General features: G+C 54.9%; 13 protein-coding genes. 9 read left to right on the top strand and 4 right to left on the bottom strand.

The window, feature by feature from the left end:
• Nucleotides 1-63: 63 nt before the first annotated feature.
• From ilvN to leuO, 3 genes are all read right to left on the bottom strand, one after another.
• Complete coding sequence (gene ilvN, locus ACLEXF_RS19345) at nt 64-555, bottom strand: acetolactate synthase small subunit (protein ID WP_002888536.1); 492 nt, start codon at nt 553-555, stop codon at nt 64-66.
• 2 nt (nt 556-557) lie between these two features.
• A complete protein-coding gene (ilvI, locus tag ACLEXF_RS19340; protein ID WP_017901190.1) occupies nt 558-2,282 on the bottom strand; it encodes an acetolactate synthase 3 large subunit in 1,725 nt (574 codons plus the stop codon).
• A gap of 394 nt (nt 2,283-2,676) precedes the next feature.
• Nucleotides 2,677-3,645 carry a transcriptional regulator LeuO gene (gene leuO / locus ACLEXF_RS19335; RefSeq protein WP_072140386.1) on the bottom strand — a complete coding sequence of 323 codons (969 nt, stop codon included), beginning with the start codon at nt 3,643-3,645 and terminating at the stop codon, nt 2,677-2,679.
• 614 nt (nt 3,646-4,259) lie between these two features.
• On the opposite strand from leuO, the gene leuL reads away from it, so the two are divergent.
• From leuL to aroD, 9 genes are all read left to right on the top strand, one after another.
• Nucleotides 4,260-4,346, top strand: a complete 87-nt coding sequence (gene leuL, locus ACLEXF_RS19330) for a leu operon leader peptide (protein WP_017901192.1) — start codon at nt 4,260-4,262, stop codon at nt 4,344-4,346.
• A 95-nt stretch (nt 4,347-4,441) separates the two neighbouring features.
• A complete protein-coding gene (gene leuA / locus ACLEXF_RS19325) occupies nt 4,442-6,013 on the top strand; it encodes a 2-isopropylmalate synthase (RefSeq protein WP_004204323.1) in 1,572 nt (523 codons plus the stop codon).
• Complete coding sequence (leuB, locus tag ACLEXF_RS19320) at nt 6,013-7,104, top strand: 3-isopropylmalate dehydrogenase (RefSeq protein WP_064187710.1); 1,092 nt, start codon at nt 6,013-6,015, stop codon at nt 7,102-7,104. Before leuA ends, leuB begins: the two co-directional genes overlap by 1 nt.
• Nucleotides 7,105-7,106: 2 nt before the next feature.
• Nucleotides 7,107-8,507: a 3-isopropylmalate dehydratase large subunit gene (gene leuC, locus ACLEXF_RS19315; RefSeq protein WP_004177417.1), complete on the top strand. Its 1,401-nt coding sequence runs from the start codon at nt 7,107-7,109 to the stop codon at nt 8,505-8,507.
• A 10-nt stretch (nt 8,508-8,517) separates the two neighbouring features.
• A complete protein-coding gene (leuD, locus tag ACLEXF_RS19310) occupies nt 8,518-9,123 on the top strand; it encodes a 3-isopropylmalate dehydratase small subunit (protein WP_004204321.1) in 606 nt (201 codons plus the stop codon).
• Between the two features lie 397 nt (nt 9,124-9,520).
• On the top strand, nt 9,521-11,554 hold the full coding sequence (locus ACLEXF_RS19305; protein ID WP_407259930.1) for an FAD-dependent oxidoreductase: 2,034 nt from the start codon (nt 9,521-9,523) through the stop codon (nt 11,552-11,554).
• An 11-nt stretch (nt 11,555-11,565) separates the two neighbouring features.
• The gene (locus tag ACLEXF_RS19300; RefSeq protein ID WP_017901194.1) at nt 11,566-12,429 is read left to right on the top strand and encodes a shikimate dehydrogenase; all 864 of its coding nucleotides are present in this window, start codon (nt 11,566-11,568) and stop codon (nt 12,427-12,429) included.
• 10 nt (nt 12,430-12,439) lie between these two features.
• Nucleotides 12,440-13,654 carry an MFS transporter gene (locus ACLEXF_RS19295; RefSeq protein ID WP_004204317.1) on the top strand — a complete coding sequence of 405 codons (1,215 nt, stop codon included), beginning with the start codon at nt 12,440-12,442 and terminating at the stop codon, nt 13,652-13,654.
• Between the two features lie 30 nt (nt 13,655-13,684).
• The gene (aroD, locus tag ACLEXF_RS19290; RefSeq protein ID WP_004204316.1) at nt 13,685-14,440 is read left to right on the top strand and encodes a type I 3-dehydroquinate dehydratase; all 756 of its coding nucleotides are present in this window, start codon (nt 13,685-13,687) and stop codon (nt 14,438-14,440) included.
• Between the two features lie 37 nt (nt 14,441-14,477).
• Here the strand turns inward: aroD and ACLEXF_RS19285 are convergent, their stop codons facing one another.
• A complete protein-coding gene (locus tag ACLEXF_RS19285) occupies nt 14,478-15,374 on the bottom strand; it encodes a LysR family transcriptional regulator (protein ID WP_004204315.1) in 897 nt (298 codons plus the stop codon).
• Nucleotides 15,375-15,558 lie beyond the last annotated feature (184 nt).

The following is a 15,558-nucleotide window of genomic DNA, read 5'->3' as shown; positions in this document are numbered from 1 at the left end:
TGATTTCGCAAAAAAAAAGCCCGACAGTCGCTGCCGGGCTATTTTTGCATCAATTCCCGATCCTCAGCGCATGATTTTATCACCGCGAGACAGGCCGACCACGCCGGAGCGAGCCACTTCCACGATCCGAGCGACATCGCGCAGCGAGGCCAGGAAGGCGTCGAGCTTATCGCTGGTGCCGGCGAGCTGGACGGTATAGATAGAAGGCGTCACGTCGATAATCTGTCCACGAAAGATTTCGGTGTTGCGCTTCACTTCTTCACGGCCGTAACCGCTGGCCTGGACCTTCACCAGCATGATTTCACGTTCGACATGAGCCCCCTGCCCCAGTTCGCTGACCCGCAGGACATCCACCAGCTTGTGCAGTTGCTTTTCAATCTGCTCGATCGCTTTTTCATCGCCCACGGTCTGGATGGTCATCCTGGAGAGGGTCGGATCGTCTGTCGGCGCGACAGTCAGGCTTTCTATATTATAGCCGCGCTGGGAAAAGAGGCCGATAACGCGGGACAATGCGCCCGATTCGTTTTCCAGTAATACCGATAATATCCGGCGCATAATCAGGTCCTCTCCGTTTTGCTCAACCACATTTCATCCATGCCGCCGCCGCGGATCTGCATGGGGTACACATGCTCACTGCCGTCGACGGTGACATCGACAAACACCAGCCGGCGCTGTCGCACCTGCTCCAGGGCTTCAGCAAGCTTCGTCTCCAGCTCCTGTGGCTCACTGATGCGGATGCCAACGTGGCCATAGGCTTCAGCCAGACGCACAAAGTCCGGCAGCGACTCCATATAGGACTGCGAGTGGCGCCCGGAATAGAGCATATCCTGCCACTGCTTCACCATCCCCAGATAGCGGTTGTTGAGGTTAAGCACCAGGACCGGCAGTTCATATTGCAGCGCGGTGGAAAGTTCCTGAATATTCATCTGGATACTGCCGTCACCGGTCACGCAGACGACCATTTCGTCCGGCAGAGCCATTTTGACCCCCAGCGCTGCCGGTAGGCCAAAGCCCATGGTGCCGAGACCACCGGAGTTAATCCAGCGCCGCGGTTTGTCGAAGGGGTAATAAAGGGCGGCGAACATCTGGTGCTGACCCACATCGGAAGTGACATAGGCATCGCCCTGGGTCAGTCGCCAGATCGTTTCAATCACCGCCTGCGGTTTGATCTTATCGCTCTGGTCGTCGTAGCGCAGACAATGGCGGGCGCGCCACTGCTCAATCTGTAGCCACCAGTCGCGAATATCGTCCAGCGGCTGCTGCGCCTCTTCCTGTTCCAGCAGCTCCAGCATCTGTTCCAGCACCAGCCGGGCATCGCCGACGATCGGCACATCTGCCGGCACGGTTTTCGAGATTGAGGTCGGATCGATATCAATATGCAGCACAGTCGCGTTCGGACAGTATTTGGCCAGGTTATTGGTGGTCCGATCGTCAAAGCGAACGCCGACGGCAAAAATCACGTCTGAATGGTGCATGGTCATGTTGGCTTCATAGGTGCCGTGCATGCCCAGCATCCCCAACGCCTGCGAGTGCGTCGCCGGGAAAGCGCCCAGCCCCATCAGGGAGGAGGCCACCGGCAGCTTCAGCTTTTCCACCAGTTCGCGCAGCTGTGGTTCGCATTGCGCATTGATCGCCCCGCCGCCGACGTAGACGACCGGCTTGCTCGCCGCCACCAGGGTCTGCAGGGCGCGTTTAATCTGGCCTTTATGGCCGCTGGTCGTCGGGTTATACGAGCGCATGCTGACCGCGTCTGGCCAGACGTACGGCAGTTTCTTCGCCGGATTGAGTATATCCTTCGGCAGATCGACCACCACCGGCCCGGGGCGACCGCTGGCCGCTAACCAGAAGGCTTTCTTCAGCACGCCGGGAATATCTTCGGTCTGCTTCACCAGGAAACTGTGCTTCACCACCGGGCGGGAAATCCCCACCATGTCGCACTCCTGGAAGGCATCATAGCCGATAAGCGATGTCGCCACTTGCCCTGAGAGGATCACCAGCGGGATAGAGTCCATATAGGCCGTCGCGATACCGGTGATGGCGTTCGTCGCCCCAGGCCCTGAGGTCACCAGCACCACACCGACCTCCCCGGTCGCTCGCGCCAGACCATCCGCCATATGCACCGCCGCCTGCTCGTGGCGAACCAGCACATGATCGATACCGCCAAGGGTATGTAACGCATCATAGATATCGAGGACTGCGCCTCCGGGATAGCCGAATACTTGCTTGACGCCCTGATCGACAAGCGATTGGACGACCATCTCGGCTCCTGACAACATCTCCATGGTTTGCCTCCAGGCTTATTGTTTTACGACAGCGGAACTCAATTTCCGCGCGCTCGCACGATGCGAAGGGGTACCCCTCCGCACTGAGGTGAATGGACTGCATGCCACTACCATAACTGCTCGCCAGCAGGCAGGCAATTCGCCACGACAGGGGCTTTCTAAGTGGAATAAGAAGAAAAACAAGCGGAGAGAGGAAAATATGGTGGAATGCTTCAGAGATAAGAAAAGAGAATAGTAAATACTCGGAGAAAAGGCGCGATAGCAGGAATTGATCCATTTTTTGTTAACGGGCGGAGAGCAACCGAAAGGGTAAACAGCATAAAATTCTGCATTCTTGTAATTCAATCATATAAAAAAAGGAGCCGAAGCCCCTTTCATGATCATTGCCATCGGCTCAGCGCTGACAAATATCCACCAGCAGCTCTTCCATCCACTGATGGCCTTTATCGCGACCCGCCGCTTCGTGCCAGGAGAGATAGCAGGTCCGGCTATTCACCTTCAGCGGCAGAGGTAATATTTGCAGCGCTAACTTATCGGCAAACTCATTTGCCAACCAGCGCGGCGCAATGGCCACCATCTGTGTTTGTGACACCACGTTTAATACGCTGACCATCGCATTACCTTGATATGCGATGCGCGCTTGTTTATCGGCCGTGTCATACCACGGCAGACTGAATGAGGCATACCGATCAAGAGCCACCGCGGCATGCTCCTCGCGATAAATATCAGCCTCCATCACCGGTCCGGAGATACGCGGATGGTTGCGACTGGCCACCAGAACCATTTCATCTTTGAATAGCGGCACACAGGCAAACTCAGGGCGACGGAACTCTTCATAACCGATCACAAATTCCGTTTCCTGATAACGTAGCTGATGTTCCGTATTTTGATTAAGCGCTGATTTAAAGACTAAATGAATATTGGGCGCGATTTCAGCGACTTTATTAAATATCACCGACGTCAGGATGTTATCCAGCGGGCTACAGACGCACAGATTGAAAACACGCTCACTGCTCAGTGGTTCAAAACCGGAGCCTGGCAATTCGTTTTGCACCAGCTGCAGCGCCTGGCGCACTGAGCCAAAGAGCTGATAGGCCCGCGCCGTCGGCTGAATACCGCGGCCATAGCGCACAAACAGTTCATCATTAAACATCACTTTCAGACGTGAAACCGCGTTGCTCACCGCCGGTTGAGACATGCCGAGCGTATGGGCGGCACGGGTAATATTCTGTTCCTGCATAACCGCATCAAAAACGGTAAGCAGATTGAGATCAACCATCCGTAGTTGAGGTTTTACGACTTCCTGTCCGGGGGCTGATTTATATTCTGGACTTTCAATTAACATATCTAGTTCCGCCGTCACGATGAATTCCCTTTACTAAACCGCTATGATTAGCGGCGAAAATATCATTTATCATGCTAATGACATTTGCAAAATAGCAAAGGTGTATTTTAGGAATATATCAAGGCTATGAGTGGCAGTGTAAATCCGGTACCGCCGGAATAGGTGAACTGCTCAAACCATACTAGTTACTTAATGATGATGAGTTTAACCATAATTCAGAAAAATAAAAACAACACCAATGATTAACTGTAACTTAAGCAATAATAAAGCATTTTATTTTCTACCCCATAAAATTAACAACCATTTATCATTGAAAAAAGAGCCGCTAAGGGGTGGAGATATTCACACGAAAAATAAATATAATCTTTTCATTTAGATAGCGATTTTTTGCCGCCTCGCTCGCGGCGCATCGTGAGCGAAGCCTTTAATGCAAAGTACATTGTCAACTGAAACATATCCCAGTGCGCTCCCGCAGGGCCAAAAAAGGATCTTCGGCAAAAAAGGGCAAACATCAGCACAATTAGCTAATTCACGCCGTGGACCAAAAACGCTTTTTCCATGCCAGGGGTTGACTTTGAAACGGCTATCCAGTAACTCTAAAAGCATAACGATTTCATCTGGAGTTTGACGCAATGATTCGCACCACTCGCATCACCAGCCTACTACTACTAAACGCATGCCATTTGCGCGGTAGGCTGTTGGGCGACGTTCAGCGTTAAGTCATCTTCCAGCAAGACTATAAAACCCGCGCCTTGGCGCGGGTTTTTTTATGCTCGTCAACAAGGCGCCAGGACACAGACTAAGGATCCAAACCATGAGCCAGCAAGTCATTATTTTCGATACGACCTTACGTGATGGCGAACAAGCGTTACAGGCAAGCCTGAGTGTCAAAGAGAAGCTGCAGATCGCTCTGGCCCTCGAGCGCATGGGTGTTGACGTGATGGAAGTCGGTTTCCCGGTTTCTTCTCCGGGCGATTTTGAATCCGTGCAGACCATCGCGCGCACCATCAAAAACAGCCGCGTATGCGCTCTGGCGCGTTGCGTTGAGAAAGATATCGACGTGGCGGCGGAATCCTTAAAGGTGGCCGAAGCGTTCCGTATCCACACCTTCATCGCCACCTCGCCGATGCATATCGCCACCAAACTGCGCAGCACCCTGGATGAAGTCATTGAGCGAGCGGTTTATATGGTGAAGCGGGCGCGCAATTACACTAACGATGTCGAATTCTCCTGTGAAGACGCCGGCCGTACGCCAATAGCTGACCTGGCTCGCGTCGTGGAAGCAGCGATTAACGCTGGCGCCACCACCATAAATATTCCGGATACCGTCGGCTACACCATGCCGTTCGAGTACGCCAACATTATCAGCGGCCTGTATGAGCGCGTACCGAATATCGACAAAGCCATTATCTCCGTTCACACCCATGATGACCTGGGCATTGCCGTCGGCAACGCCCTCGCCGCGGTCCACGCCGGAGCTCGCCAGGTAGAAGGCGCGATGAACGGTATCGGCGAGCGCGCCGGCAACTGCGCGCTGGAAGAGGTCATCATGGCGATTAAAGTGCGCAAAGACATCATGAACGTGCACACCAATATCAACCACCATGAAATCTGGCGCACCAGCCAGACCGTCAGCCAGATCTGCAACATGCCGATCCCGGCGAACAAAGCCATCGTCGGCACCGGCGCCTTCGCCCACTCCTCCGGTATCCACCAGGACGGCGTGCTGAAGAACCGCGAAAACTACGAGATCATGACCCCGGAATCCATCGGTCTGAACCAGGTGCAGTTGAACCTGACCTCCCGTTCCGGCCGCGCGGCGGTGAAACACCGGATGGAAGAGATGGGCTACCAGGAGAGCGATTACAACCTGGATCATCTGTATGACGCGTTCCTGAAGCTGGCGGACAAAAAAGGACAGGTCTTCGATTACGATCTGGAAGCGCTGGCCTTTATCAACAAGCAGCAGGAAGAGCCAGAGCATTTCCGCCTGGATTACTTCAACGTTCAGTCCGGCTCCAGCGATATCGCCACCGCCTCGATCAAACTGGTCTGCGGGGATGAGATCAAAACTGAAGCCGCCAACGGCAACGGTCCGGTCGATGCTATCTACCAGGCGATTAACCGCGTCACCAATTACAACATTGAATTAGTGAAATATGGCTTAAGCGCGAAAGGCCACGGCAAAGACGCCCTGGGCCAGGTGGATATCGTCGTTGACTACAACGGCCGCCGTTTCCACGGCGTTGGTCTGGCAACGGATATCGTAGAGTCGTCAGCCAAAGCGATGGTTCATGTGCTGAACAACATCTGGCGCGCCGCCGAAGTCGAAAAAGAATTGCAACGCAAAGCTCAGAATAAAGAGAACAATAAGGAAACCGTGTAATGTCGAAGAATTACCATATTGCCGTTTTGCCGGGTGATGGCATTGGCCCGGAAGTGATGAACCAGGCGATGAAAGTACTGGAAGCCGTGCGCCAACGTTTTGCCATGCACATTACCACCAGCCAGTACGACGTCGGCGGCGCGGCCATCGACCGCCATGGAACTCCCCTGCCGCAGGCGACGGTCGCCGGATGCGAGCAGGCGGACGCGATCCTGTTCGGCTCCGTTGGCGGCCCGAAGTGGGAACACCTGCCGCCCGCAGAACAGCCAGAGCGCGGCGCCCTGCTGCCGCTGCGTAAACACTTTAAACTGTTCAGCAACCTGCGCCCGGCCAAACTGTATCAGGGGCTGGAAGAGTTCTGCCCGCTGCGCGCCGACATCGCCGCCAACGGCTTCGACATTCTCTGCGTTCGCGAACTGACCGGCGGCATCTACTTCGGCCAGCCGAAAGGCCGCGAAGGCAGCGGTCAGCATGAGAAAGCTTTTGATACCGAGGTGTATCACCGCTTTGAAATCGAACGTATCGCGCGCATCGCTTTTGAATCTGCCCGTAAACGTCGTCACAAAGTGACCTCCATCGATAAAGCCAACGTTCTGCAGTCCTCTATTCTGTGGCGCGAAATCGTCAGTGAGATCGGCAAAGAGTATCCGGACGTTGAGCTGGCGCATATGTATATCGATAACGCCACCATGCAGCTGATTAAAGATCCGTCTCAGTTCGACGTGCTGCTGTGCTCCAACCTGTTCGGCGACATCCTCTCCGACGAGTGCGCAATGATCACCGGCTCGATGGGTATGCTGCCGTCCGCCAGCCTTAACGAACAAGGTTTCGGCCTGTACGAGCCTGCAGGCGGCTCGGCGCCGGATATCGCTGGCAAAAATATCGCTAACCCGATCGCGCAGATCCTCTCCCTGGCGCTGCTGCTGCGCTATAGCCTTGACGCTAACGAGGCGGCGAGCGCAATTGAAAGCGCGATTAACCGCGCTCTGGAGGAAGGGATTCGTACCGGCGACTTAGCGCGCGGCACGGCGGCGGTCAGCACTGATGAAATGGGCGATATCATTGCCCGCTATGTCGCAGAAGGGGTGTAATCATGGCGAAGACGTTATACGAAAAATTGTTTGATGCGCACGTGGTGTATGAGGCGCAAAACGAAACCCCGCTGTTGTATATCGACCGCCATCTGGTGCATGAAGTTACCTCCCCGCAGGCCTTTGACGGCCTGCGCGCCCACGGCCGCCAGGTGCGCCAGCCGGGTAAAACCTTCGCCACCATGGATCACAACGTCTCGACGCAGACCAAAGACATTAACGCGTCCGGCGAGATGGCCCGCATTCAGATGCAGGAGCTGATTAAGAACTGTAAAGAGTTCGGCGTTGAGCTGTACGACCTGAATCACCCGTACCAGGGCATCGTTCACGTAATGGGCCCGGAACAAGGGGTGACCTTGCCGGGGATGACCATTGTATGCGGCGACTCCCATACCGCCACCCACGGCGCGTTCGGCGCGCTGGCCTTCGGCATCGGCACTTCCGAAGTGGAACATGTGCTGGCGACCCAGACCCTGAAACAGGGTCGTGCGAAAACCATGAAAATCGAAGTGCAAGGCAAAGCGGCGCCGGGCATCACCGCCAAAGATATCGTGTTGGCGATCATTGGTAAAACCGGCAGCGCCGGCGGCACCGGCCACGTGGTGGAATTCTGCGGCGAAGCGATCCGCGATCTGAGCATGGAAGGTCGCATGACCCTGTGCAACATGGCGATCGAGATGGGCGCCAAAGCGGGCCTGGTCGCGCCGGATGAAACCACCTTCAATTACGTACGCGGCCGTCTGCACGCGCCGAAAGGCAAAGATTTTGACGATGCGGTGGCGTACTGGAAAACCCTGAAAACCGACGACGGCGCCACATTTGACACCGTGGTGACGCTGCAGGCGGCTGAGATTGCTCCGCAGGTGACCTGGGGCACCAACCCAGGCCAGGTGATTTCGGTCACCGATAATATCCCCGATCCTGCGTCATTCAGCGACCCGGTGGAACGCGCCAGCGCTGAGAAAGCGCTGGCCTATATGGGACTGAAATCCGGCATCCCGCTGACGGAAGTGGCTATCGATAAAGTGTTCATCGGCTCCTGTACCAACTCGCGTATCGAAGATTTGCGCGCCGCGGCGGAAATCGCCAAAGGGCGTAAAGTGGCGCCGGGCGTCCAGGCGTTGGTGGTACCTGGTTCCGGTCCGGTGAAAGCGCAAGCGGAAGCGGAAGGCCTGGATAAGATCTTTATCGAAGCCGGCTTTGAGTGGCGCTTACCGGGCTGCTCGATGTGTCTGGCGATGAACAACGACCGCCTGAACCCGGGCGAGCGCTGCGCCTCCACCAGCAACCGTAATTTTGAAGGCCGTCAGGGCCGCGGCGGACGCACGCACCTGGTGAGCCCGGCAATGGCCGCGGCGGCGGCTGTGACCGGTCATTTCGCCGATATCCGTAATCTGAAGTAAGGAGACCATCATGGCAGAGAAATTTACCCAACATACCGGCCTGGTGGTTCCGCTGGATGCTGCAAACGTCGATACCGACGCGATCATTCCCAAGCAGTTTCTGCAGAAAGTGACCCGCACCGGCTTTGGCGCGCACCTGTTCAACGACTGGCGCTTCCTCGATGATAAAGGTCAACAGCCGAACCCGGAGTTCGTGCTGAACTTTCCTGAGTACAAAGGCGCCTCTATCCTGCTGGCGCGGGAAAACTTCGGCTGCGGCTCCTCCCGCGAGCATGCGCCGTGGGCGCTGACCGATTACGGTTTTAAAGTCGTTATCGCCCCAAGCTTTGCCGATATTTTCTACGGCAACAGCTTCAACAACCAGCTGCTGCCGGTGACGCTGAGCGATGAGCAGGTCGACGAGCTGTTCAGACTGGTGCAGGCCAACCCGGGCATTACGTTTGAAGTGGACCTGGAAGCGCAGGTGGTGAAAGCGGGAGATAAAACCTACAGCTTTAAGATCGACGATTTCCGTCGCCACTGCATGCTTAATGGCCTGGATAGCATCGGCCTGACGCTGCAACATGAAGCGGCGATTTCCGACTATGAGCACAAGCTGCCGGCGTTTATGAATTAAGCTTCGCGCCCGGTCATTTGGCCGGGCTTTTTAATTTACTGCAGCAGAAAATTGAGATCTCACGCACAAAAAACAATATTAATTCTTCGAACGTCAGCCCTTGACGTTGGCCTGCCCCACGCGATAAAGACGAATGATTTCGCTTTCTTCCCCCTGACCTGCGCGGTTTATGTATTAACCCTTCACTGCAAGTAAAAATAAGGTATGAGTGTTTAATATAAAAATATAACAATGTGAAAGAAGCGTTAATCTCATAGAGAACCCCTATAGCTCACAGCAAAAAAAAGCATTATTTTTCAATTTTTCCCCTCGCTATCTTTTTCCACAGAGAAATATTAACTAAGGACACGCCCGGGCCCCCGCATAGCGGCCTCCCGGCCTCCTGTGGAGAGAAGAGATGAGCCACTATCCGCACCTTTTCAGTCCGTTGACCATCAACGGCATGACGCTAAAAAACCGCATTATTATGCCCCCGATGGGCACCAATATGGCTACGCTCAATGGCGAGGTCTCGCAGGAACAGCTGGAATACTACGAACTGCGGGCCAAAGGCGGCACCGGTCTTATCACCATCGAAAATATCTGTATTGATTTCCCTTTCGCTTCCAACGGCACCACCCAGCTGCGCATCGATAACGATCAATATATCCCGCGGCTGTTTAAATTAACCGAGACCCTGCATAAACACGGCGCCTGCGTATCCATTCAGTTAAATCACGCTGGCGCTTCCGCTTATGCCTACCGCCTCGAGGGTCAGACACCGCTCTCCTCCTCGACGACGCCCTCGAAAAAGCACGGTAATATTCCGCGGCCAATGACCCATGAGGAAATTTATCACGCGGTGGAAAAATTCGGGGACGCCGCAGAGCGCGTTCGTCGCGCGGGTTTTGACTGCGTCGAAATTCATGCCGGCCACTCCTATTTAATTAGCCAGTTTTTATCGCCGTTATTTAACAAACGCACCGATGAATTTGGCGGCAGCGTCGAAAACCGCTCTCGAATATTAGGTCTGATTGTCGATAAAGTTCGCGCCTGCGTCGGGCCACGTTTTCCGGTCAGCCTGCGCATCAGCGCCGACGACTTCCTCAAAGGCGGCAATACCCTCGAAGATTCCTTGCGCATCCTTGAGCTCTGTCAGGAGAAGGTCGATATCATCAACGTCTCGGCGGCGCAGAACGACAACCTGAATCTGCAAATCGACCAGATGTCGCTGGAGGATGGCTGGAAGCGTTACCTCTCCCGCGCGGTGCGCGATAAATTCCATAAGCCCACGGTCATCGCCGGCAATATCCGTACCCCGCAGGTGGCCGAGGATATCCTCGCCAGCGGCGATGCCGATCTCATTGCCATTGGTCGCGGTCTGATTGCCGAGCCGGAGTGGGTGCAGAAGGTGCAAAGCGGTAAAGAGCGCGTGATGCGCAAATGCATCTCCTGCAACATCGGCTGCGCCGACCATCGCATCGCCCGCTCGCGTCCGCTGCGCTGTTCAATTAACCCGAACATCATTCACGGCGATGCCTACAAAACGCGGCGCGTTAATCGCGAAACGAACGTGGTCGTCATCGGCGCCGGCACTGCCGGGATGGAGGCCGCCTGCACCGCGGCGGAAGTCGGCTGCCACACCTGGCTGCTGGAGGCGAAAAATCACGTCGGCGGTCTCGCCAGCGATATCGCCCGTCTGCCGGAGAAAAAACGCATCGCGGATTTCCCGCAGTTTATGAAAAACCGCATCGCCGCGCTGGACAACCTGATGCTGCAGGTCGGCAAACGGGCAGACGTGGCCTCGGTTTCCGCCCTGCGTCCACATCTGATCGTCAATGCCACCGGCTCAACCCCCCTGCTGCCGCCCATTGCTGGACTGCGGGAGAATATTGACGCCGCGGAAGGCAAAGTCTTCTCCATTACCGGCATGATCGACAATCTGGCGAAATTTACCCATGTCGAGGGCAAACGCATCGCCGTTGTCGGCGCGGGCGCCGTTGGCCTCGACGTCATCGAATACTTTACCGCTCGCGGCGCGCAGGCGGTCTTAATCGAAATGCAGGACGCCGCCGGTCGCGATCTCGACATCATTACCAAGAATGCCATGTTGACCATGCTCGACGAGCACCAGGTCGAACAGCACATGAATACGCAACTGATGGCGGTGGCTGCCGACCATTTCCAGGTGAAAAATACACAGCACACCTTCGATATCCCCTTCGACTACGGCTTTGTCTGTCTGGGGATGCGCGCCAACCGGACGGGTCTCGACGAGATCGAACGCTGGGCCAATGCCAATAACGTCAAAATCATGAATATCGGCGACAGCGTGATAGCGCGACGCATTATCGACGGCATCCGCGAAGGCCGCAACGTGCTGGACACCCTCGAAGACATGGGTGCGCTGGGCAGCCGCGAAGCACAACGAATTCCCTTTCTAACTTATTGAGGATTTTTGTCATGGCAGAACGTATTACTGGACACACTGAGCTGATTGGTCTGATCGCCACCCCGATTCGCCACAGCATGTCGCCCACCATGCACAACGAGGCTTTCGCCCATCTCGGGCTGGACTACGTCTACCTGGCTTTTGAAGTCGGTAATCAGGAGCTGAAAGACGTTGTGCAGGGCTTCCGGGCTTTGAAGCTGCGCGGCTTTAATGTCTCTATGCCGAACAAAACCGAGATTTGCCAGTATCTCGATAAGCTGTCGCCGGCGGCGCAGCTGGTCGGGGCGGTGAATACCGTGGTCAATGACGACGGCGTCCTGACCGGGCATATCACCGACGGCACCGGCTATATGCGCGCCCTTAGCGAAGCGGGTATCGATATCATTGGCAAGAAGATGACCGTGCTCGGTGCCGGCGGTGCGGCGACCGCACTCTGCGTCCAGGCGGCACTGGATGGCGTGAAGGCGATCTCCATCTTCAACCGTCGCGATAAATTCTTCGCCAACGCCGAAGAAACGGTCGCCAAGATCCGCAACAACACGCGCTGTGAGATCCATCTGTTCGATCTTGACGATCATGACAAACTGCGTGCCGAAATCGATAGCAGCGTGATCCTGACCAATGCCACCGGGGTCGGCATGAAGCCGTTCGAAGGCCAGATGCTGCTGCCGGACGACAGCTTTCTGCGTCCGGATCTGATCGTCTCCGACGTCGTATACAACCCGCGCAAAACCCACCTGCTGGAAGTGGCTGAGAAAAAAGGCTGCCGCACGCTAAACGGCCTCGGGATGATGCTGTGGCAAGGCGCGCGCGCGTTCGAAATCTGGACGGGTAAACAGATGCCGGTTGATTACATCAAAAGCATCCTGTTCTAAGGGGCAAGCGATGAAAAATAAATACATCCCTACCGCGGCAGGGCTGTACCTCAACTACCTGATTCATGGCATGGGGGTGCTGCTGATCACCCTCAACATGGCTCATCTTCAGGAGCAGTGGGGAACAGATAAAGCCGGCGTATCGATCGTTATCTCCTCGTTAGGTATTGGTAAGTTAGCGACCATCGTGACCGGCTTTCTGTCGGATCGCTTTGGTCGTAAGCCCTTTATCTATCTGGGGATCCTCAGCTATCTGATCTTTTTTATCGGCATTCTGCTGACCAAAAATATCTATCTGGCCTATGTCTTCGGCATTATGGCGGGCCTGGCGAACAGCTTCCTCGACTCCGGCACCTATCCGGCGCTGATGGAATCTTTCCCGCACTCCGCCAGCCGGGCCAACGTGCTGATCAAAGCCTTCGTTTCCGCCGGGCAGTTCCTGCTGCCGTTCATTATCAGCTTCCTGATCTGGGCGAATCTATGGTTCGGCTGGTCGTTCGTGATTGCGGCGGCGCTCTTTGTACTGAGCGGGATTTACCTGCTTAAAATGCCATTCCCTGACAGCCAGGCAGCGAAAAAAGAGGAATCTCCTGAGCCACAGGCGGAAACGTTCGCCCGTCCGCAGGCCAACAAACTGGATATGATGATCTTCACGCTGTACGGCTATATCGGCATGGCGACGTTCTATCTGGTCAGCCAGTGGCTGGCGCAGTACGGCCAGTTCGTGGTCGGGCTGCCCTATGCCTCGGCGATTAAGCTGCTCAGCATCTATACCGTTGGGTCGTTGGTCTGCGTCTTCGTGACTGCTGCCTTCGTCAAAGAGGTGTTCAGCTCTGCCGTCGCCATGATCATCTATACTGGCCTGTCGATGGTCTCGCTGCTGCTGGTGTGCCTGTTCCCGACGCCGATGATGGTTACCGGCTTCGCCTTTGTCATCGGCTTTGCCGCCGCGGGCGGAGTGCTACAGCTGGGAGCGACGATCATGGCGATGAGCTTCCCGAACGGGAAAGGCAAGGCAACCGGGATCTTCTACACCGCCGGCAGTATCGCCAGCTTCACGATCCCGCTGATCACCGCCAAACTTTCGCAGATCAGTATTGCCAGCATTATGTGGTTTGATTTTGCGATCGCCGTGATCGGCTTTGTGATCGCCCTGTACATCGGCTATCGTCAACTGCAGGCTCGGGCGGCGCAAAAAGTATCACGCACCGCAGTCACCGCCTGAGGTTCAACGCGAATAATAATGGATGCCTACATGACAAATGCAGTTACCGTAAAGAACATCACCTTCCAGGAAGGGGAAACCTTAATTTGTGTACCGCTGATCGGCAAAACGCTGGATGAAATACTGGGTAACGCCCACGGCCTGGTCGACGCCGGCGCCGATATCATCGAATGGCGCGTTGATCACTTTACGCAGGTCAGAGAGATGGCCCAGGTGATGGCCGCGCTGGCGGAAATCCGTGGTGCGCTGAAAGCCCTGCCGTTGCTGTTCACCTTCCGCAGCAAGAAAGAAGGCGGCGAGACCGAGCTCAGCGACGATGCCTACTTCGCGCTCAACCGCGAAGCGGCGCGCAGTGGACTGGTTGATGTCATCGATGTCGAGCTGTTCAATGATGAAGCGCAGATCCGCGCGCTGGTTGACGATGCGCATGCCGCGGGCGTCAAAGTGATCATGAGTAACCATGATTTTCATAAAACCCCCGCCCAGGAAGATATCATCTATCGCCTGCGCCGCATGCAGGATCTGGGTGCCGATCTGCCGAAGATCGCGGTGATGCCGCAATCGCCGCAGGACGTTCTGACCCTGCTCGCCGCCACGCTGACCATGAAAGAGAAGTATGCCACCCGCCCGCTGATCACCATGTCGATGGGAAAATCAGGCGGCGTCAGCCGGGTGACCGGGCGTCTTTTTGGCTCAGCCATGACCTTCGGTACCGTGGGTCAAGCTTCCGCGCCGGGACAGATAGCCATCAATAAGCTGCGTGAAGTGATGGATATTCTCTCCTGATAACCCCTTAGCCCGGAGGACCACTCCGGGCTATTCGCTAACAGATCTTCTGGCTGTCGTGGATGACCACATTTTTAAACGACTGCAGCGCCGGGGAAAGTCCCCGGTCTTTCATGGTCGCCAGATAGATATAGCGCGGAGGGAGGGTGTTTTTAATCTTCAGGATATGGACGTTGTAATGGGAGAGCGCCGAGATCCGCGGCATGATCGCGATCCCGTAGTCAATGCTGACCAGCCCGGCCATCGCGGTATCCTCTTCCACGTAGCAGGCAATCTCCGGCACCAGCTTTTGCTGCATAAATACATTATCGATAAACGGACGTAAGCCGCTATTTTCTGAAAAATAGATATAGGGATAATGAATCGTCTCCACGAGGTCGACTTCATGTTCATACAGACGGGCCAGCGGATGATCCCTGGCGGTCACCACCACCAGCTCCTGCTGAATAACCGGAATAAAATCGATATCGGGCTCATCGGCAATATAAGAGCAGATCGCCAGATCGACTTTTCCCGCTTTCAGCTCCTGCAACAGCGTCAGCGAGGTCCCTTGAGTAAAAGAAAAAGTCACATTGTGAAACTCAGGTGAAAGAGAATATTTATTAATTAACTGCGGAACAACATATTCGCCCATCGTGTAAATAAAGGCGATACGAATGTTTTCTTTATTTTCAGCGCCGTTTTTTTGCAAAACTGTGCGGCCATTTTCCAGTGAGGCCAGGGCATCTTCGACATACGGCAGAAAACGCTTGCCGTTTTGCGTAATTTTAACGTTCCGTCCCTGTCTGGCGAACAGTGCGACCCCTAACTCCTTCTCCAGCTCTGATATCGCATGGCTTAGCGAAGGCTGGGTGATGCACAGACTGGAGGCCGCTTCGGTATAATGTTCAGTTTCAGACAGACGTTTAAAATAATAAAGTTGCTTTAGGTTCATTATTTTTGCCCGTATAATATAAGAATAAATCCACTGATGCTAATATACCATGCAAGCCACCAATAATGTGCATGAGCGGGTAAATATCGGCGGTGTATCAAATATTATTTTCTGAAGCGTATGAATGTGCCACAAAGCGTTGCCATTCATAGATACTACCTATAGTTCCCGGAGATATTTTTGC

It is taken from the genome of Klebsiella pneumoniae complex sp. WS1778 (assembly GCF_049472055.1).
Classification (GTDB): Bacteria; Pseudomonadota; Gammaproteobacteria; order Enterobacterales; family Enterobacteriaceae; genus Klebsiella; species Klebsiella quasipneumoniae.
This window is presented reverse-complemented; position numbering and strand designations above follow the sequence as displayed.